An 18,815-nucleotide genomic window follows, 5' to 3' on the forward strand; every position below is an offset into this window, starting at 1 on the left:
ATAGATCATTGTCTTATCGAATAGCGGAAAGGGGATCAACCGGACATCATGAATCATGCACAACTTGCGGGTAAAACGGAAACGATCAAGGACCGGTTCCCGCTCGCGCTCATTTCCTTAACGTGCGGCGCCTTTGCCATCGGAATGACCGAATTTGTCATTATGGGGCTGCTGCCCAATGTGGCAGGGGATCTTCATGTCTCCATCCCGCATGCGGGACAACTGATTACGGGCTATGCGCTCGGAGTAGCGGTCGGGGCCCCGCTGCTGGCGGTCGCTACACACCGTCTGCCGCAGAAAATGCTGCTCTGCCTGCTGATGGTGCTGTTTATCCTCGGCAACATGGTAGCTGCCATCGCCCCGAATTACGGCCTGCTGATGGGGGCGAGGCTGTTGACCGCGCTGGCGCACGGTACTTTCTTCGGCGTCGGCTCGGTTATCGCCGCCAATCTGGTGAAGCCGCACCGCAGGGCTGCGGCTGTCTCCATTATGATGGCGGGACTCACAATCGCCAATATCATCGGCGTTCCGTTCGGCACGTTTATCGGCCAGAATCTGGGCTGGCGGGCATCGTTCGGGGCAGTGGCCGTGATGGGCGTTATTTCGCTCATCGGAATCCTGGCCCTGATTCCGGTCATTCCCCGGGAGGAATCATCCAGCCTGGCCCGGCAGATCCGGGCGCTGGCGCAGCCGAGACTGCTGCTTGTTCTTCTTACGGGAGCTATCGGCTGCAGCAGCCTGTTCACCGTGTTCACTTATATCGCCCCGCTCCTGGAGCAGGTGACCGGTTATGTGGAGCACAGTGTGACGTGGATTCTCGTTTTATTCGGCTTCGGCGTTACCTTCGGCAATATTCTGGGCGGAAAGCTGGCGGACTGGAAGCTGATGCCGGTGATGATCGGCAGTTTCGCCGTACTGGCGCTTATTTTGGCGGTCTTTGCCTACACGATTTATCTGCCCGCTGCGGCTGTAGTAACGATTTTCATATGGGGCGTCGCCGCTTTCGGAGTGCTGCCCGGCCTTCAGGTCAAGATTATGACGCTGGCCAAAGACGCCCCCGCCCTTGCTTCAACGTCCAATCATTCGGCCTTGAATCTCGGCAATGCCGGAGGAGCTTTCCTCGGCGGCATGGTCATTAACCAAGCCGGTTTATCGACGCTTCCTTGGGCCGGAGCGGTTTTGTCCCTGATCGGCATGGTGCTTGCGCTCTGGGTGTTCGCATTGGACAGAAAAACGGCCTGATCTCAACCAGGCGGTAATAGCCTTAGAGAAGTAAAGCAGGCTTTGAGACCGCCCGTCATGCGGTTCTCTAACGAGGCGGGATGTTCGCGCATAGGATACATGTGGAGTGCTTAATATTGATGGTACTGAATTAATGAGATGTGACCGTGCGGCTCAAAGGCATTGATTGTAATGATATGATCGTGTTAGTGGAAGAAGGACAATCTAGGTTTTAACCCGAAAATATATAAATGGAAATAATTCTATATGATAAGTTATTATTTATCTTTGTAAAAGAAAGTGAGAGTGAAAATATGAATATTAGAGTAGCGAGTGAATTAGACTACCCTGCTTTAAGACGTATATACTTAGAATCACGTCGTAAAAGTTTTTATTGGGCGGATATAGAAGAAATGACTTTAGAAGATTTTGATAAGCATACTGTAGGAGAGTATATAATTTTAGCAGAGGAAGATGCTAAAATTCTTGGATTTGCTTCTTTGTACTTGCCAGATAATTTTATACATAATTTATTTGTTCGCCCTGATTTCTCAGGTAAGGGTGTTGGTGGTCAGTTGATTAATGCCTCCATAGAAAAAATGAATAAACCAATAAGATTGAAGTGTGTGTCTGAAAATCAAAAGGCAATGAAATTCTATGAAAATAATGGTTGGAAGAAAGTTGTTGAAGAAGGTAAACCAGAAGAAAAATATTGGGTTATGGTATATGAATAAAATATATGAATGATAGCCTGTTTTATTAGGTTCTTTTTTGATGTTAAGCTAACGGGTACGATAGTTGAAGAAATCGCCTTATCATAGGTAATTTGTTTCTTTATTTATCTAAAAAACAATATACGATAATAGTGCCTAGATTCATCGCAATATTACGTACTCCAGTCATGTGGAGTGCTGTGTGTTGTTGGTTAGGGAGTAATGTTTTGGAGCCACATTTACCTGCTTTAATAAATAGCTACTTTGCCCGAAGCTTCTAAAGTTCGGGCTATATTTGTTATAACCAAAGTAATTAATTCAGCGCAGGGCATTTGATGAGGCTTCCGTTCGTCGGATGGAGAATAGTTTTATATAATCATGAGTAGAGTTGATGTTCGTCCGAACAATATCAAGTTTTCCAGTTTATCAGGTGTATGGTGTTGGGGTACGAGATCAGATAAACATATTAATTGAATAAGGTCTATAGGACTAATTTAAAATGATGCTCCTGTCGCTTGCAGGAGTCTTTCTTTTTGTCGAAAATGGGAAAAATTTCTGGAGTTTGAAACATAAATGGTCTACGCTTATTGTAGTTATAGCACGTGCGGAAATGATAGAATGTCAAGATTTTTTTTTTTTTTTGAAAGAAACTACCAAAGAAATACAGAAGATTTCCCAGAATGAAATAAGTAAGGACATGTAAAAATCCCCCTACAACGTAGGAGGATGCGAGTTTGGATGGATCAATGGAACCCTTGCCCCATCTGTCTCGGCGAATGCCGAGAGGCTATTTTACTACAAGGGAGGAGATAGTTTATGACGTTTCGGGAGAAAATCCAACAATTGCGCAAAGGCGCAAGCGAGGCTCAATCTGCAACAAAAATTATCGATAAGCTCAAGGCGCTTAAAGATAGCAATGGCCCAAATACATCGTATAGATGGATATGGGAGTTGATTCAAAACGCTAAGGATGTCGTGAATACAAGTGGATTCGTTGATATTGAGATTAAATTTAGCGAAGTTAATAAAACCATTGAATTTAACCATAATGGTCGATTATTTACGACTGAAAACATAGTTTTTTGATTGAGCAGGTTTCAACAAAAGAACGCTCATTGACTGCTGAGAATAAGAAGAAATCTACTGGTAAATTTGGAACGGGTTTCTTGACGACTCATTTGCTTTCTGAAAAAGTTCAGGTGCATGGATATTTACAAGATGAGAATGAAAGCCCTCGTTCCTTCAAGACGGTATTAGACAGGACTGGACAAGACAAAATTTCAATCATGAAAGCCATAAGTAACAGTTGTGATATGCTGGACAACGGAACATAGTGTACTGTGAATGAGAGTCAAATGAATACAAAGTTTGTTTACGAATTGGATAAAGTAGGTATAGAAACGGCAAAATCAGGCTTAAAAAATCTTCTCTGATTTCTATTTCATACGTATTTGCATTTGTGCCGGAGTTAAGTTCGATAACCGTTAGTGTGGATAATTATCAAAGAGTAATTCGGAGAGGGGAAAAAGTAAGCTGTAGAACTTGTGTCTGCTAATGTTACCGAGGTACAAATCTCAACAACCAAAGGAGGAAAAACGACCTGTGAAAATAGATATGTCTTTGTGCACTCGAATGATAAGGTATCAGTCGCTGTAGAAATTGATAAAAAAAGCGCCAATGAAAAACATTTGATTAGGCTGCATGAAGAGTTGCCACGAATTTTTTGCGATTTCCCCTTGTTAGGAACGAATGATTTTTCATTTCCCGTAGTAGTCAATAGTCCATTATTTAATCCCACAGAGCCTCGTGACGGTATACCCTTGATTCAGTCCGAGCGTTCAGGTGGTGATTCCGATGAGAACAGAAACAGAATTTCAGAAGCAATAGCCCTCTATAACACTATGCTCGACTATCTTTCAAGTAAAGGTTACAGAGACCTCTATAATATTGTTAAAATATCTGAACAATCCGAAAAATATTGGCTTGACTCAAATTGGGTTGAGCAAGCCCTTGTTCAGCCAATCAAAGAGCATATAAGAACAACTACGTTCATTCATAATAGTTTGGATGAAGTCTGTTCTCTTTATGATGTTTGGGGCACCTCAAGCATTTTCATTATGAAAGATGAAACTCCTGAACATAGAAGAAAAGTCTGGGAGTTGTCAAATAGATTGATGCCCGCGATGATGACCCGAAAAAATGAAATCGAACATTGGTACAACTCATTGTGGGTGGAGTGTCGCAATTTTGGCATTATTGATCTAATTAAAGAGGTTGAGGGCTGCGGTGATTTGGAAACCCTTAGTAATCGGTTAGGCTGTGATTCGATAAAATGGCTTAACGACTTAATTATTCTTTTGTATCATAATTCAAGTAAGTTCATTGTTGAATTAGGACGCAATCCAGCCATTTTGCCTAACCAATGTGGGGATTTCTTACCTTTGGACAAAATATATGCCGAAAATAATATCGGCGAAACATACAAGGATATAGCCTTTGCAATCGAAGCAGAATACGAAAACGTAGATATTAGTGGAAGAAATGTATTTGTAATAAAGCTGAAAAATAGCAACAAAGCTCTTTCTATGAATTTTACAAAAGACCTCGGCTCGCAAGAAGCTTTTGTCAAAAATCTAGTTTTGGCTTGTTTCAATTTACAAGCAAGAAAGCATTATTCTGATGCAAATGAAGATGAACGTAACGACTATATCGGTGACATACTTGGAGCTATCGGTTATACCATAAAAGACCAAACTAGGCGCGGAAGTTCTTCGTCGGGCAAAGATTCTGGTGAACTAGATATATTCGTGTCAAAAGACGGACTACCGTTTACTGTTATTGAAGCAATGAACCTTGATTCTTTAAGCACAAGCAATATTAACAAACATTTGGATAAGATTTTTTCACTGTTGGACAGGAAAGACAATAGTTGAGGTGTATTGGCGTATTCAGCAACGGAGCGGGAGAAGTCCCGCTTCTTTTTTGACCATAAGTTCAGCTAGGGGCGGCTATTGATAGCCGCCCTTTGTTGTATCCCACCCATTGCCTAGCATAAAGGCAATTGCTTCTGGGCCGAAGTTAAGGCTTGTCAGTAGTGTCCCGAGAAAATAATTACGCTAACGAGCAGTTTAATGGAACTGGATTGGAATCATAATAAAAATACTGGACTATTCGTTCCTGAAATATTATACTGTTCCTACAGAGAGGAGGGAGTAACCATCGGACGTACAAAAGAGTTTGACAAGGAACGCGTACTTCATGAGGCCATGTTAGTTTTTTGGGAAAAAGGTTACGAAGCGACAAGTATACCGGATTTATTAAAAGCAATGGGATTAAGCAGATCAAGCTTGTACGAAACATTTGCGGACAAACAGACGCTTTATGTTGAGGCCATACACCATTACAAAAAAATAGGTCAAAATAAAAGAAATCTCTTGGTAAATGCGCCGTCTGCGAAAGTTGGAATCCGGCAGTATTTTGATCAGCACATTACTTCCGCATTTAATGAGGATTTGCCAAAAGGTTGCTTGATAACAAATGCAACCATTGATATGGATTCACCAGATGAAGAACTACGTAAATTGATACGTGACCGATTTGAGGGATTGGAACAGTCTTTTTATGAACTTTTACATAAAGGACAGCAGACAGGAGAAATCGACCCCAAAAAAGATATAAAAGTGCTATCGCATTTACTGCTTAACCTCAATCATAGTATAAATGTAATTTGCAAAGTAAAAAGTGACAAGAAAGTCGTTCATGACATGATTAATACTGTGATTGAGATGCTGTAACATATTTTTTTTGATCTTACAGGAACGATCGTTCCAAAAAAACTTCTGTAACGATTGTAAAGGAGCTTGCTATGAGTTTAAGCGCAGACCAAAAAGTTGAGAAATCTGTTTCGTCTTGGATCACCCTCCTTCTGGCAATTTCGTGCGGTGTAATCGCCGCTAATCTCTATTATGCACAGCCCTTGGTGGGACCAATCAGTTCAGCAATCGGGTTATCTGCAGAGACTGCAGGGCTTGTCGTCACACTTACCCAGATTGGTTACGGTATCGGCTTATTATTTATCGTACCATTGGGAGACATTCTTGAAAACCGACGGCTGGTAGTAGCATCGTTGCTCTTCACTGCAGTCGCTTTGACGATTGCGGCAGTAGTGAAAAATGCAGTGTTATTCCTCATAGCTTCACTGTTTATTGGGATAGGATCAGTCGCAGCTCAAGTGTTGGTACCTTATGCAGCTCATCTATCGCCTGATGCCTCGCGCGGACGTGCAGTTGGTAATGTCATGAGCGGTCTGTTACTCGGTATCATGCTTGCACGGCCTGTATCGAGTTTTATGGCAGATCTCCTGGGCTGGCACGCTGTATTCTTCTTGTCTGCCGCGACGATCTTTGTTCTGGCACTCTTATTAGCAAAGGCGCTGCCTGCAAGGAAGCCGTTGCTAAATGTACAATACCCAACCCTTATGAGCTCCATGTGGCATTTACTCCGAACGACTCCGATCCTGCGCCGTCGAGCGATCTATCACGCTTGTGTGTTTGGGACATTTAGCTTGTTCTGGACAACTGTTCCTTTGTTATTGAGTAGCCCCACTTTTCATTTTTCTCAAAAAGAGATTGCATTGTTCGCTCTAGTCGGGGTATCTGGGGCGGTTGCTGCACCCGTGGCAGGACGTCTTGCGGATAAAGGTTGGATTCGACCTGCCACAGGATTAGCGCTAGCTATTGTTATCATTTCTATATTGCTTCCCCTGATGATTCAAGGCGGTTCGACAGCTGCAGTTGCAACCCTAGTCGTTGCAGCGATCCTTTTAGACATGGGGGTTTCTGCTAATCTGGTTCTTGGACAGCGTGTTATCTTTTCATTAGGGGCAGAGTTTCGCAGCCGATTAAATGGATTATACATGGCCATTTTTTTTCTTGGCGGTGCTATAGGGTCCGCCTTAGGTGGGTGGGCATATGCCTTAGGTGGCTGGAATGCAGCGTTGTGGATTGGAATAGCTTTTCCGATCATCGCGATGATTTATTATACGACAGAGAAAAATTAATTATATCTATAAATTATTGAACTTTAATGCTGAGGGGAGGTAAGCTGTCATTTCGTTCAAGATGACAACCAAACAGAACCATATTAGAATCGAGAAAATCCTTATAAATCAAGGCATAAGAGTGCCGCAGCAGATGGAAAATAAATAGCCTATGCCTCCGCTTTGGAAAACATCTTGCGAGGGGACCGAACAGGGGAAGCTTCGCAAGGTTAAAGCCGCATACCGGCCGGTACAGCCGGAACAATGGAAGACCGCACAGACATGTGCGGTCTTTTTTTTCATTCGGATTCTCAAAGAACGGAACATCTGCTATAATCGAATGATATTGATAATCATTATCATAAAGCTGTATCTCGGTATATTAAACCCGACAGACTCGGGAGCAGAACGATATTCCAACAGAATGGGAGGGGAAACGGTTGAGTGACTCTTTAACCGACAACGAAAAAATACGTCCGGGTTTATCGGCAGCCGTTACGGACGTTTCCTATAAAGTACGTCAAGTTGAAGCAATCAAGGCCGGGGACGGCTGGGAAATGGATTACCGGCTCATCGATCAGCATGTGCTGATCGTCGTTACGGCCGGCGAAGGAGCTTTGAAACGGGACGGCAGTCTTAGCCGCCTGGAAGCAGAGAACATACATGTCTGCTTGCCCGGCGAAGTAATCGGAATGAAGACGGAGGCAGGCGGTCTGGAGCTGACATGGGTCGGATTCGACCTTTTTTATGAGGACGAGACGGGTGAAGGATGCCGGAAGGGAACGTGGAACGAACCGCAGGTGCTGCCCGTTCATTCTCTTTCGCATTTTTCCGTGCTGAGCGAGGCGCTTTCTACCTACTGGCACAGTGCCGATCCTTTCGACCGGCTGAGAGCCCAGGCGGCTTTTCTTGAATTGATCCATTCGATTTCCGCCCATATGCGGGACGAATCCCCCCTGGATGCCCGAAGCGCTTTGGAACGCACCCGGCACTATATCGAAAATCACTACCAGACCAATATCACGATTGACGAGCTCGCACGAATGGCCGAAGTATCTCCTAAATACTATGGGGATTTGTTTAAAAAAACGTACGGCCTCAGCGTAATCGACTACTTGACCGAACAGCGGGTTAACCGCGCCAAGCAGTTGATGGCGTTATCCCAATCCCGCCTCAAGGACATCGCTCACGTAGTGGGCTATCAGGATGAATTTTACTTCAGCCGGAAGTTCAAGCAGGAAGTGGGCGTCTCGCCCACGGTTTATATGAAGAACCGGCGGAAAAAAATCGCGGTCCATCATTCACATCTGATCGGCCAATTGTTGGCCATTCATCATCTTCCGTATGCGGCGCCCCTTCATCCCAAATGGACCGGCCACTATTACGAGAATTACCGTTCCGATATTCCCGTTCATCTCAGCGCCTACCGGTACAGCGAAGACTGGGAGCACAACATCGAGAAGCTGCGGGAAACGAAGCCGGACCTTATCCTTTCGATGGATACCCTCAATCCGGGAGAAAAAGAGCGCCTCGAGCAGGCGGGAAAAGTGCTGTATATTCCCGATCGCCCGGCGGATTGGCGCGAGCAGCTGCTGCTTATCGCCGCTTATCTGGACCGGACGGCCGAAGCCGAAACGTGGCTCGGTAAATACGACCGCCGCGTGGAGTCGCTCCGCGGCAGACTGCGTAAACGGACGGGCGAAGAAACATTTTTGCTGATCAGTTTACATAAGCAGGAGATCCGGATATGCGGAACCCGGAGCATGGGAGACGTGTTTTTTCATGAGCTGGGTATGAAGCCGGCCTTTAACTATACCCGGGACCAAATCAATGTGCCGGTTCTCCCGGAGCAGTTGGCGGAGCTGGACGCGGACCATATCCTCGTCAACGTCTGCCAGGAAACGGAGACGCTCCGGCGATGGCAAGATCTGCAGGCGACGGCTCTTTGGCGGGATCTCCACGCGGTGCGGCAGAACCGGGTTTACGAAATCCCCTCCGACCCTTGGCGGGAATACTCGGCTTCCGGGCACGAGCGTATTTTGGGTGAAGTGGAAAAGCTCTTTTTGCGGAAATAGTCCAGTTTGAATTCCGTGTATTGTCCATGTCCCGGTAAAGAAACGTGGGTTATAATTTCAATTGAGAATTGTTATCAATACAAATATTCAAAAAAGAACCTCCCTCTTTTTTTTGTTATTAAGTGATAATGATTCTCAGTTTTTACAATGAGAGCGTCGGGGGAATGGCATGGAAAGCATTAGAGAAAGAGGAAGTCTGGAGCAGCAAGTCTTTCAAGGCAGGACGCTGACCGTTTATACGCCGCCGTCCTACGGCTTGGCAGACAAGCGTTACCCGGTCGTCTATGTCAACGATCCGTCCGATTATATGGATTCGGTCACTAACCAGGCGGTTACCCGTATGGAAGAGCTTTTCCGGGAGAAGAAGCTGCCGGAACTGATTCTCGTCGGTTTGGAGCCGGATGAGCGGCTGGATGAATATACGCCTTGGCCGGCGAAGGCGTTGGTGGAATCCGTACAAGATTTCGGCGGCTACGGCAAAAAATACCTGGATCTCGTCGTTCATGAGCTCAAGCCTTATATCGACGGCTGCTACGAGACGTTGGCGGGACCTGCCGGGACGGGGATGATCGGTGCTTCGCTCGGCGGTCTGATCTCGATGTTTGCGGCGTTCGAGCATCCTTCGGTTTTCGTGAGAATCGGCAGCATCTCGGGGTCCTTCTGGTATGAAGGCATCATCGAGTATATGCGGGGGCATAAGCTTGCCGACGAGGGACAGAGGTTTTACATGTATGTGGGAGATCAGGAAGGCGTCGGCAAGAAGACGATTCAGAGTGCCATGATGGCCAGAACCCGGCAGGCTTACACGCTGCTTGCGGACTCCGGTTTTAACGGCGCCAAGCTGCGCCTCGTTATCGGCGAAGGCGGGCAGCATCAAGTTCCCATATTCGTGGAACAGTTTCCCGAAGCATTGAAGTGGATTTTCGGTATGGATACAAACATATTTTTTCCGGATACGGAGAGGGGTTAGAGAAAAATGAAAAAAACATGGGTGGCAGCCGGTCTGGTTGCCGTAACACTATTATCTTCCGCATGCGGAGCGCAAAAAGAAGCGGCAAAGGCAGGCGGCGCGGAAGCGGCGAAAAGCCCGGCCCCGACAGCGGCTGGCACGAACGAAACGCGTAAAATCACTTACCTCGGCAAGGAATATACCGTACCGTCCAAAGCGGAGCGCATCGTAGTGGCCGGCTCCTTCGAATCGATGGAAGACGCAATCGTGCTCGGTGTGAAACCGGTAGGCGCAAATTCAGTCGGCGGCAAGTTCCCCGAGCTGTTCAAAAGCATTACGGACAAGGCGGAATCCGTGGGCGAGAAAACGCAGCCGAATCTGGAGACGATTCTCAAACTGAAACCGGATGTCATTCTCGGTTCCACCAAATTTCCGCCGGAAATGATGGAAAAGATGAACAAGGTTAAAGTCACGCTCCCGATTTCCCACGTTTCGACCGATTGGGAAGCCAATCTGAACGTGCTGGCGGAACTGACCGGTCATCAGGACAAGGCTAAAGAAGTGATCGAGAAATATAAAAAAGAAGCCGCCGCCGCAAAAGAGAAACTCGGCGCGTCGCTGAAAGACAAAAAAGTGCTGGCGATTCGTCTCCGTGCGGGCAGCATCGCCATTTATCCGGAAGGCGTGTTCTTCAATTCATCCCTGTACGGCGATCTGGGCCTCACCGCGCCCGAAGAAGTGAAGCAGGCCAAGGCACAGCAATTGATTTCGATGGAGAAATTGTCTGAAATTAACCCGGATTATATCTTCATCCAGTTCTCCGAAGACGAGAACAAAGAGCAGCCGAAAGTGCTGGAAGACCTTCAGAAGAATCCGATCTGGCAGAGTATTACGGCCGTGAAAAACCAAAAAGTGTTTATCAACGTCGTAGACCCGCTGGCGCAGGGGGGAACGTCGTACAGCAAGTTCAAGTTCCTCGAGGCCGCTCTTCCGAAGCTGACCAACTAAATTTTAAACCGAAACGAGTAATCCGATATGAAAAGAAGTCTGGCAAAACCTCAATGGATCTTATGGGCTTCACCTGTGATCATCGTGTTCATCATTGTGCTGTCCATTCTGTACGGGGCCAAACAAATTCATCTGCAAACGGTCATGGACGCCCTGTTCCATTTCGATCCGGGTAATGTCGATCATCAGATCATCCGGACCTCCCGTTTGCCGAGAGTAGTGGGGGCGCTTCTAATCGGAGCGTTCCTTGCCATATCGGGCGCGCTCATGCAGGGGATGACAAGGAATTACCTTGCATCCCCTTCCATCATGGGGGTGACCGACGGCTCGGCGTTTGTCATTACGCTTTGCATGATATTTCTGCCCAATTCGTCTTCATTGGATATGATCTTCTATTCCTTGATCGGCTCCGCGCTCGGGGTCGGCATTGTATTCGGGCTCGCCTCGCTGCTCCCGAACGGACTGACGCCTGTGCGGATGGCGATCGTCGGCACAGTCATTGGCACGTTTCTCAGCAGTGTTTCGGCGGCTCTTTCCATGTATTTTCAGAAATCGCAGAACATAAGCTTCTGGTACAACGCGAGACTTCATCAACTGGAGCCCAAGCTGATTCTGCTGTGCATTCCTTTTGCGGTTATCGGTCTTATCGCGGCCTTCCGGATCGCGAAATCGATCACGATTCTCTCGCTGGGAGAAGAAGTCGCCATTAACCTGGGACAGAGAACGCTGCTGGTCAAGATCGTCGCGATGGGCGCGGTCGTTATTCTGACGGGGATCTCGGTAGCTCTGGCCGGCAAAATCGGCTTTGTGGGACTGATTATTCCCCATATTACCCGCTTCCTGATCGGAATCGACTACAAATGGGTGATTCCGTGCGCGGGTGTGCTGGGAGGCATTTTCCTGGCCTCGGCGGACGTTCTCAGCCGCTTCCTGAACTATCCGTACGAAATGCCGATCGGTGTCGTGACCGCTATTATCGGCGTGCCGTTTTTCCTGTATCTGGCGAGGACGAGAGGCGGGGAAAAGCATGCCTAAACAATCGTTCAGCCGCTATATGCTGGTCCTTCTTACCGGCATAGGACTTATCGCGATCGCCGCTTATACAAGCTTGACCAACGGCTCATTCGATATCACGGTCGGGGACGTGGTGAATACGCTCCTCCGGATCGATCCGAGTCCCGAGAACGATCTCGTCATTCTCGAATTCCGGCTGCCGCGAATCGTGATTGCGGGACTGGTCGGCATGGGACTTGGCATTGCGGGAACCGTTATCCAGGGAATTACCCGCAACGGGCTGGCGGACCCGGGCATTCTAGGCATCAACGCAGGTGCCGGGGCGGCAATCGTTATCTTCATGTTTTTCTTCCAGGGCAAGCTGCACGGTACGGGCTGGTGGGGGATTATGACGATGCCTCTGTTCGGGCTGGTCGGCGGGCTCGCGTCCGCCGTTCTCATTTACCTGTTTTCCTGGAAAAACGGACGGATCGATTCCCAGCGCCTGATTTTAACGGGAATCGCAATCGGAGCCGGATTCAGCGCTCTGGCTTTGTTCCTGACGCTCAAGATGGATGCCAAGGATTTCGAAATGGCCGCCGTCTGGACATCGGGCAGCATTTACAATGCCAACTGGAAATATGTCGTTTCCATTCTGCCTTGGCTGCTTATCCTGATCCCGCTTATACGCAGAAGCGCGTACACCCTGGATCTTTTCCAGCTCGAAGAGAGCAGCGTGAAAAGTCTGGGGGTAAATGTGGAAAGGCAGAAGGGGATTCTTCTGCTGAGCAGCATCGGGCTTGTCAGCGCTTGCGTTTCCGTGTCCGGGGGGATCGGCTTTATCGGGCTAATGTCGCCGCATATCGCCAAACGTCTGGTCGGCGTTCATCATAACCGTGTTCTGCCGGTCAGTGCGGTTATCGGGATGCTGCTCGTGATCGGATCGGATTTTATCGCCAAAACGGTATTTATGCCGGTCGAGCTGCCTGTAGGTGTCATGATCTCGATCATAGGCGTTCCGTATTTTATTTACCTGCTGTTTAAGGCTAAAGCATAGAGGGAGTGTTCGTCCTTGAGTATCATACGTGTGGAGAATCTGGAAACGTGTTATGAAAAGAACAGCGTATTCCGTGATCTCAATTTTGAGGTGAAGGAAGGGGAGGTCACCACCATCATCGGGCCGAACGGCTGCGGTAAATCGACGTTGCTTAAAACGATCGGGCGCATTCTGAAGCAGAAGAACGGGAACGTTTTTTTTCGCGGACAGAATTTGAATGCGATCCCGACCCGGAAGATTGCCCAGCATATCGCGCTCCTGCCGCAGAATCCAGTCGCCCCTCCGGAGCTTAAAGTGGAGGAACTCGTTTCGTACGGACGCTATCCGCACCGCAAAAACCTGAACAGGCTGTCTCCCCAGGATAAGGAAGTGATCGAGTGGGCGCTCACAGTCACGAATGTGGCGTCCTTCCGGGATCGTGAGATCGGAAGCCTGTCGGGCGGACAGAGGCAGAAGGTATGGCTGGCGATGGCTTTCGCCCAGGATACGGAAGTGCTGCTGCTCGACGAGCCGACGACCTTCCTGGACATGGCTCATCAGCTGGAAGTTCTCCAGATCGTAGAGAAAATGAATATGGAGCGGAAGCAGACGATCGTAATGGTGCTTCACGACATCAACCATGCGGCACGGTTTTCCCATCGGATCGTCGCTATGAAGAGCGGGCAAATTATCGCCACCGGGCATCCCCATGAAATCATCACCAGGGAAGTGCTGAATCAGGTGTTCCACATCGATGCCCGGATTATGCTGGACCCGGAGAACGGGGCACCCGTCTGCTACGGTTATGAAAGCTATTTGCGCAATAAGGCGGCTTCGGCCGCAGGCAGCACGGAACCGCAAAAAGAAGCGGTAGGCGAAGGAGTGAGATAGATTGAGTACAGTCAACCGAGAGTATGCAGAAACCGGAGGGTCGGCAGCCGGAGTCCTGGAGCGTGTGACGATGCCGCGGTCCGAGCAGCGCACCATGCGGTCGCGCGCGGAAAACCGGGAATACCGGATTTTCATCGCCGTCCCCGAAGGGGAAGCGCCTGCATCCGGATTCCCCGTGGTGTACGTGCTGGACGCCAATTCCGTCTTCGGCACGATGGTGGAAGCGGTCCGCGTCCAGTCCCGGGCGCCGGAGAGAACCGGCGTTATTCCCGCTATCGTGGTCGGTATCGGCTATCCGACGGACGGACCGTTTCATCCCGCGCGGCATTACGATTTCACGCGTGAAATCCGTCTGGAGGATCTGCCCTTCAAGCTTCGAGCGGGGGAGCGGCCCGAGCATGGGGGAGCCGAAGCTTTCATGGCGTTCATCGAAGATGAGCTGAAGCCGCGGATCGAAGAGACGTACCCTATCGACCGCAGGAGGCAGACGATCTTCGGCCATTCGCTGGGCGGACTTTTTGTGCTGCATATGCTGTACGCCATGCCGGAAGCGTTCCAATGTTACGTAGCGGGCAGCCCCTCCATCCACTGGAACAAGCGGGTGCTGCTCGAAGAGGAGCGGGCTTTCGCGTCCAAGCTGTCAGCCTCTGGCGGACAGTCGACGGAGGGAGCTGCGGATATAAAGCTGTTCCTTGCCATCGGGGAACTGGAAAAGTCGCATCATACCGGCGGCGGAGAGAATGCGTCCGAGCTTTGCGAGCGCCTTTCGGCATTAAGCGAATACGGCATGGTGACCGAGTTTAAGGAGTTTGAGGGAGAGGGGCACGTCTCCGTGCTGCCGCCGTTAATCAGCCGCGCCGTGCGGTTCGCGCTTCGTCCCGAACCCGCTGACCGGCAAGTGTAGCGGATTTTGCGCGACCGTCCGCCGCAGCGGTCCGGTGCCGTCCGGTTCATCGATGTCCGGCACGATTCATGTCAGGCCACGTCCGGGGCAACGGCAATGGCTGCATTCGGGCTGAGACGGACCGGAATATAGTTAAAGGGGGCTGCCCGCCAAGTCATTTGAGATGACTCGGCGGGCAGCCCCCTTTTTGCCGGCAAAGGGCCATTATTTCGCTCTGATTTCGAGAAGTTCGTATTTGATGACTCCGACCGGAGCATCCACGCTGATAATACTGCCGACCGATTTCCCCATCAGGGAAACCCCCAGCGGGCTTTCGTAAGAAATTTTGTTGTCGGCTACATCCGCTTCGGCCGGGCCGACGATCCGGTACTCCACTTTTTCGGAAAATTCGATATCGTTCAGCACGACAATAGAGCCTACTTTAACGGTAGACGTATCGGTATTGTCGGAAACACGGGCTTTTTTCAGCATCCGCTCAATCGTGATAATCCGGGTTTCCATAAAGGCCTGATCGTCTTTCGCGGAGTGGTATTCGCTGTTTTCTTTTAAATCCCCGTAGCTGATCGCGGTTTTGAGGCGGTCGGCCAGCTCTTTGCGCTTCACGGTTTTGAGCTCTTCCAGCTCCTGCTCCAGCTGAGCCAGTCCTTCAGGGGTCAAGATCACTTGTTCTTCTGCCATGTAAACATCTCCTAATGGTACCCAAACTTTTGATAACAGGTGTTTCTTGCATTGTACACTATATGAAGCGATCATGCGAACCTCAAGCCGGAAAAAGTCATCTTCTTTTCATTTTGGTAAAAATTGCATAAATTCTATTGAAAAAGAAGAAGGCGGCATGGTAACCTTGAATATAGTAAAAATTGTCAAAATGTAATTGTATTTGTTTCATTAAACAAAAATTGTCATTTTGTGACGAGCAGACAGGAGTGAGGCATTCCAGATGGTAGTTACCGCAAAATCGGCCGCCGATCAGTATCTGGAGAGACTGAAGGACCGGAATACCGTGTATGTCAACGGAGCAAAAGTCGATGTACGTACGGAGCCCGCATTTACGGGAGCCATCGCGTGCATGGGCCGTTACTACGATTTGCAGGAGGAGAAGCCCGAGATTCACTGTTTTCAGGACGAGGAAGGACTCGGCGCTCCGATCAGCCTGCTCGTACCCTTAACCGTAGAAGACTTGCAGAGAAAAGGAAAGTCTTACAAGGAAGTCGCGGATCTGTCTTACGGCATGCTTGGCAGAACGCCGGATTTTATCAACGCGGCCCTTGCCACGCTTCATGCCCACAGCAAGCTGCTGGGAGAGAATGCGTACACCGATTTTTCCGCAAATATGAACGCATACTATCGTCACGTCAAGACGAACAACTATTTCGTCGGCCACGGCGCGATCAATCCGCAAATCGACCGCTCTCTGCCCCTCGGTTCCCAGGTTAACGAATATGCCGGTGTTAAGGTGATCCGGTACGACAAAGAGGGAATTACCGTCACCGGCGCCAAAATGATCGTCACGCTAGCGCCGATCGCGGACGAGCTGCTTATTTTTAACATGCCGGGGTTAAAGCCGGGGGATGAGGACTACGCTGTGGCTTTCGCACTGCCGGTCGATTATCCCGGAGTCAAAATCATCTGCCGCAAACCGCTTGTCAAATCGGCTTACCACGCTTTCGACCACCCGCTGGCCAACTCTTTCGACGAAATCGACGCATACCTGATCCTGGACGAAGTATGTATCCCTTGGAATAAAGTGTTTGTGTTTAAAGACGTAGCGAAATCGAACCTGTTCTACGACAAAACTTTCGCGCGGAATCATACGGGCCATCAGGGGATCGTGCGCGGCCTGTCCAAGGCGGAGCTCCTGACGGGAATAGCCGTCAAACTTGCCGGGATGCTCAAGCTGGACGGGTTCGTGAACATTCAGGAGAAGCTGGGAGAGATGACCTCCTACGTCGAGCTTCTGAGGGCGAGCATATTGTTAAGCGAAGCCGACTCCGCCGTGAGCCACGAGGGTGTACAAACGCCGAGCATTAACGCCATACAAGCGATCCGTTACAATTTCCCCAAAATGTACGAAAAAATGGTGAAAACGATCCAATCTCTGGCGGCGGGCTCTATGCTGTCGACCCCTCATTACGAAGACTTTCTGGCCGAGGAGCTCAGCGGACTGGGCGTCTCGCTGTCTACGGGAGAGACGGACGCCGCGACCCGCTCGAAGCTCCTGAATCTGGCCTGGGACGCCTCCGGGGACGGGTTCGGTCAGCGTCAGCTGGTGTACGAGTTTTTCCATGCGGGGGACCCCATGAGAATTGCGGCTGGCCATTATCTTCATTACGACAAAAGCGGAATGCTGTCGATGGTCGACAGGGTGCTGGCTCGTGCAAACAAAGCGGATTAGATGCGCTTGTCTCGTGAAGCGGGACGGGACCAGGCTGCTGCTTGTCCGGGTAAGAGACAACGAACGGTGGTACCTGCCCGGCGGAAAAATCGAGGAAGGCGAAGACCCCGAGGCCGCACTGAAAAGAGAGCTGAAGGAAGAGCTGAATCTGGACCTTCTCCCCGAAAGCATCTCGTATTTGAGAACGGTGATCGGCGCCGCCTACAAGGAGGACGCGCAGGTCGAACTCGTCTGCTATGAAGCGGACTGGAACGGGCAAATCGCCCCGTGCTCCGAGATCAGTGAAGCCGGCTGGATCGAGATGGACCGGCATGAGCTGCTGGCTCCCGCCGTAGTGGACCTGGTCCGTGCGATCAAGAACGAAACCGAATCCGATACGAGGTGAGTTATGCTGTACAATGCGCAGAGGCTTCAAGCGAAGCTGAAAGAACATAATCTGGCGGCAATCATATCGACAACGAAAGAAAATATCCGCTATTTGACCGGTTTCGAGCCGGTAGTGAAAACGCTGAATCCGTACCGGGGGCAATGCTACGCGATCGTGACGGCGGATTCGCCGGAAGAGGTGCACGTCGTGCACTCCGTGGGCGAAATCGATCAGATTCTCGACGCCCGCTCAAGCATCGGGCAGGTCGTGACGTACGGCACGTTCTACCGCGAACATCCGGACGGAGGCTCCCTGCCTGTAGAGGAAGAGCGTCTGAAATATTTGTCGGACGTGCACAAAAGTCAGGCCGGTCCCGAGGAAGCGCTGGCGGTTCTTCTCGCCCGTCTGAACCTTACCGCCGAACGGGTGGCGCTGGACGAAGACGGAATTACGGCCGCCGCATTCGGTGCGATCCGCGACAGGCATCCGCAGGGGGAATTCGTCGAAGGCGCAGCCCTGCTCCGGCAGGTAAGGGCCGTGAAGACACAGGCGGAAGTCGACGCCCTCGCGTATTCGGCCGACTGCATCGACTATGCGATCGGTCAGGTCATCGGGGAGCTTCGCGAAGGCATTACGGAGCATGAAATCGCGGCCGTTTTTTCAACCTCCGTCGCCGCACGGGGCGGTCTTGCCGTCCTGCCCATGATTAAAGCAGGCAGGCACGCGGTAGGCGGGCAGCGCCGGCCGAGCCGGGACATCCGGCTGACGCCGGGGGACCTGCTCTGGTTCGACTGCGATATCGTCTGCGACGGTTATTGGGCGGATATCGCGAGGGTATTCGCCTATCGGACTCTTAAACCCGAGTATACAAAGTATGATGCTTTGTATAAAGGGCAGCAGGAGGCCATCCGGCAGGTGAGACCGGGGATGACGGGCAGCGACGTTTTTCAGCTTACGATGGACGCGGTTCACGAAGCGGGGTTTCCCGCATACAGAAGGCATCACGTCGGTCATGGAATCGGCCTGGAGCCGTACGAGCTGCCGATTCTGGCGCCGGGCAGCGCAGATGTGATTGAGGAGGGAATGATTCTTTCTATTGAAACGCCGTATTACGAATTTGGCCTGGGTGCGCTGCATGTCGAAGATCCGGTTCTTGTAACCCGGGATGAGAGCATACGTCTGACCAAAGCGGATGCCAGTCTAATCAAAATCGTGGGGTGAAATG

At 50.0% G+C, this 18,815-nt stretch carries 18 protein-coding genes; 17 read left to right on the top strand and 1 reads right to left on the bottom strand.

Annotated features, from left to right (window positions below; translation table 11 throughout):
* The first annotated feature begins 48 nt into the window (after nt 1-48).
* The 14 genes from HMPREF1207_RS25880 (at nt 49) to HMPREF1207_RS25950 (ending at nt 14,828) form a co-directional block, all read left to right on the top strand.
* Nucleotides 49-1,242 (top strand): MFS transporter, encoded by a 1,194-nt coding sequence (locus tag HMPREF1207_RS25880; RefSeq protein ID WP_009673695.1) that lies wholly within the window; start codon nt 49-51, stop codon nt 1,240-1,242.
* A gap of 293 nt (nt 1,243-1,535) precedes the next feature.
* Nucleotides 1,536-1,955 carry a GNAT family N-acetyltransferase gene (locus HMPREF1207_RS25885; protein ID WP_036740584.1) on the top strand — a complete coding sequence of 140 codons (420 nt, stop codon included), beginning with the start codon at nt 1,536-1,538 and terminating at the stop codon, nt 1,953-1,955.
* Between the two features lie 795 nt (nt 1,956-2,750).
* The gene (locus HMPREF1207_RS25895) at nt 2,751-3,020 is read left to right on the top strand and encodes a hypothetical protein (protein WP_009673786.1); all 270 of its coding nucleotides are present in this window, start codon (nt 2,751-2,753) and stop codon (nt 3,018-3,020) included.
* Nucleotides 3,017-3,268 carry a hypothetical protein gene (locus tag HMPREF1207_RS29475; RefSeq protein WP_138918165.1) on the top strand — a complete coding sequence of 84 codons (252 nt, stop codon included), beginning with the start codon at nt 3,017-3,019 and terminating at the stop codon, nt 3,266-3,268. Before HMPREF1207_RS25895 ends, HMPREF1207_RS29475 begins: the two co-directional genes overlap by 4 nt.
* Nucleotides 3,269-3,478: 210 nt before the next feature.
* Nucleotides 3,479-4,867, top strand: coding sequence for a hypothetical protein (locus HMPREF1207_RS25900; RefSeq protein WP_009673607.1), 1,389 nt, complete (start codon nt 3,479-3,481; stop codon nt 4,865-4,867).
* 198 nt (nt 4,868-5,065) lie between these two features.
* The gene (locus HMPREF1207_RS25905) at nt 5,066-5,728 is read left to right on the top strand and encodes a TetR/AcrR family transcriptional regulator (protein ID WP_009673898.1); all 663 of its coding nucleotides are present in this window, start codon (nt 5,066-5,068) and stop codon (nt 5,726-5,728) included.
* Between the two features lie 71 nt (nt 5,729-5,799).
* Nucleotides 5,800-6,993 (top strand): MFS transporter, encoded by a 1,194-nt coding sequence (locus tag HMPREF1207_RS25910; protein ID WP_009673728.1) that lies wholly within the window; start codon nt 5,800-5,802, stop codon nt 6,991-6,993.
* Between the two features lie 419 nt (nt 6,994-7,412).
* Nucleotides 7,413-9,047, top strand: coding sequence for an AraC family transcriptional regulator (locus HMPREF1207_RS25920; RefSeq protein WP_009673896.1), 1,635 nt, complete (start codon nt 7,413-7,415; stop codon nt 9,045-9,047).
* Nucleotides 9,048-9,216: 169 nt separating this feature from the next.
* A complete protein-coding gene (locus tag HMPREF1207_RS25925; protein ID WP_009673814.1) occupies nt 9,217-10,017 on the top strand; it encodes an alpha/beta hydrolase in 801 nt (266 codons plus the stop codon).
* A gap of 6 nt (nt 10,018-10,023) precedes the next feature.
* Nucleotides 10,024-11,004 carry an ABC transporter substrate-binding protein gene (locus HMPREF1207_RS25930; protein WP_009673567.1) on the top strand — a complete coding sequence of 327 codons (981 nt, stop codon included), beginning with the start codon at nt 10,024-10,026 and terminating at the stop codon, nt 11,002-11,004.
* Between the two features lie 27 nt (nt 11,005-11,031).
* Entirely contained in the window at nt 11,032-12,039 is a 1,008-nt protein-coding gene (locus tag HMPREF1207_RS25935) for a FecCD family ABC transporter permease (protein ID WP_009673654.1), read from the top strand.
* Entirely contained in the window at nt 12,032-13,054 is a 1,023-nt protein-coding gene (locus HMPREF1207_RS25940; RefSeq protein ID WP_009673761.1) for a FecCD family ABC transporter permease, read from the top strand. Before HMPREF1207_RS25935 ends, HMPREF1207_RS25940 begins: the two co-directional genes overlap by 8 nt.
* A 15-nt stretch (nt 13,055-13,069) precedes the next feature.
* Nucleotides 13,070-13,924 carry an ABC transporter ATP-binding protein gene (locus HMPREF1207_RS25945; protein ID WP_009673851.1) on the top strand — a complete coding sequence of 285 codons (855 nt, stop codon included), beginning with the start codon at nt 13,070-13,072 and terminating at the stop codon, nt 13,922-13,924.
* A gap of 1 nt (nt 13,925) precedes the next feature.
* Complete coding sequence (locus tag HMPREF1207_RS25950; protein WP_009673880.1) at nt 13,926-14,828, top strand: alpha/beta hydrolase; 903 nt, start codon at nt 13,926-13,928, stop codon at nt 14,826-14,828.
* 204 nt (nt 14,829-15,032) lie between these two features.
* Here HMPREF1207_RS25950 and greA read toward each other — a convergent pair whose 3' ends face one another.
* Nucleotides 15,033-15,506, bottom strand: a complete 474-nt coding sequence (gene greA / locus HMPREF1207_RS25955; RefSeq protein WP_009673590.1) for a transcription elongation factor GreA — start codon at nt 15,504-15,506, stop codon at nt 15,033-15,035.
* A 262-nt stretch (nt 15,507-15,768) separates the two neighbouring features.
* On the opposite strand from greA, the gene HMPREF1207_RS25960 reads away from it, so the two are divergent.
* Genes HMPREF1207_RS25960 through HMPREF1207_RS25970 form a run of 3 tightly spaced genes read left to right on the top strand, consistent with a single transcriptional unit; the run spans nt 15,769 to nt 18,811 of the window.
* Nucleotides 15,769-17,223 carry a 4-hydroxyphenylacetate 3-hydroxylase family protein gene (locus HMPREF1207_RS25960; RefSeq protein ID WP_009673706.1) on the top strand — a complete coding sequence of 485 codons (1,455 nt, stop codon included), beginning with the start codon at nt 15,769-15,771 and terminating at the stop codon, nt 17,221-17,223.
* Nucleotides 17,204-17,608, top strand: coding sequence for an NUDIX hydrolase (locus HMPREF1207_RS25965; RefSeq protein WP_009673652.1), 405 nt, complete (start codon nt 17,204-17,206; stop codon nt 17,606-17,608). Before HMPREF1207_RS25960 ends, HMPREF1207_RS25965 begins: the two co-directional genes overlap by 20 nt.
* Before the next feature lie 3 nt (nt 17,609-17,611).
* Nucleotides 17,612-18,811 (top strand): M24 family metallopeptidase, encoded by a 1,200-nt coding sequence (locus HMPREF1207_RS25970; RefSeq protein ID WP_009673752.1) that lies wholly within the window; start codon nt 17,612-17,614, stop codon nt 18,809-18,811.
* The last annotated feature ends 4 nt before the right edge of the window (nt 18,812-18,815 follow it).

This window comes from Paenibacillus sp. HGH0039 (assembly GCF_000411255.1).
Classification (GTDB): Bacteria; Bacillota; Bacilli; order Paenibacillales; family NBRC-103111; genus Paenibacillus_F.

Coding starts and splice junctions, on each gene's coding strand:
- HMPREF1207_RS25880 (WP_009673695.1), top strand. CDS start 49: ATGAATCATGCACAACTTGCGGGTAAAACGGAAACGATCAAGGACCGG.
- HMPREF1207_RS25885 (WP_036740584.1), top strand. CDS start 1,536: ATGAATATTAGAGTAGCGAGTGAATTAGACTACCCTGCTTTAAGACGT.
- HMPREF1207_RS25895 (WP_009673786.1), top strand. CDS start 2,751: ATGACGTTTCGGGAGAAAATCCAACAATTGCGCAAAGGCGCAAGCGAG.
- HMPREF1207_RS25905 (WP_009673898.1), top strand. CDS start 5,066: ATGGAACTGGATTGGAATCATAATAAAAATACTGGACTATTCGTTCCT.
- HMPREF1207_RS25910 (WP_009673728.1), top strand. CDS start 5,800: ATGAGTTTAAGCGCAGACCAAAAAGTTGAGAAATCTGTTTCGTCTTGG.
- HMPREF1207_RS25925 (WP_009673814.1), top strand. CDS start 9,217: ATGGAAAGCATTAGAGAAAGAGGAAGTCTGGAGCAGCAAGTCTTTCAA.
- HMPREF1207_RS25930 (WP_009673567.1), top strand. CDS start 10,024: ATGAAAAAAACATGGGTGGCAGCCGGTCTGGTTGCCGTAACACTATTA.
- HMPREF1207_RS25935 (WP_009673654.1), top strand. CDS start 11,032: ATGAAAAGAAGTCTGGCAAAACCTCAATGGATCTTATGGGCTTCACCT.
- HMPREF1207_RS25940 (WP_009673761.1), top strand. CDS start 12,032: ATGCCTAAACAATCGTTCAGCCGCTATATGCTGGTCCTTCTTACCGGC.
- greA (WP_009673590.1), bottom strand. CDS start 15,506: ATGGCAGAAGAACAAGTGATCTTGACCCCTGAAGGACTGGCTCAGCTG.
- HMPREF1207_RS25960 (WP_009673706.1), top strand. CDS start 15,769: ATGGTAGTTACCGCAAAATCGGCCGCCGATCAGTATCTGGAGAGACTG.
- HMPREF1207_RS25970 (WP_009673752.1), top strand. CDS start 17,612: ATGCTGTACAATGCGCAGAGGCTTCAAGCGAAGCTGAAAGAACATAAT.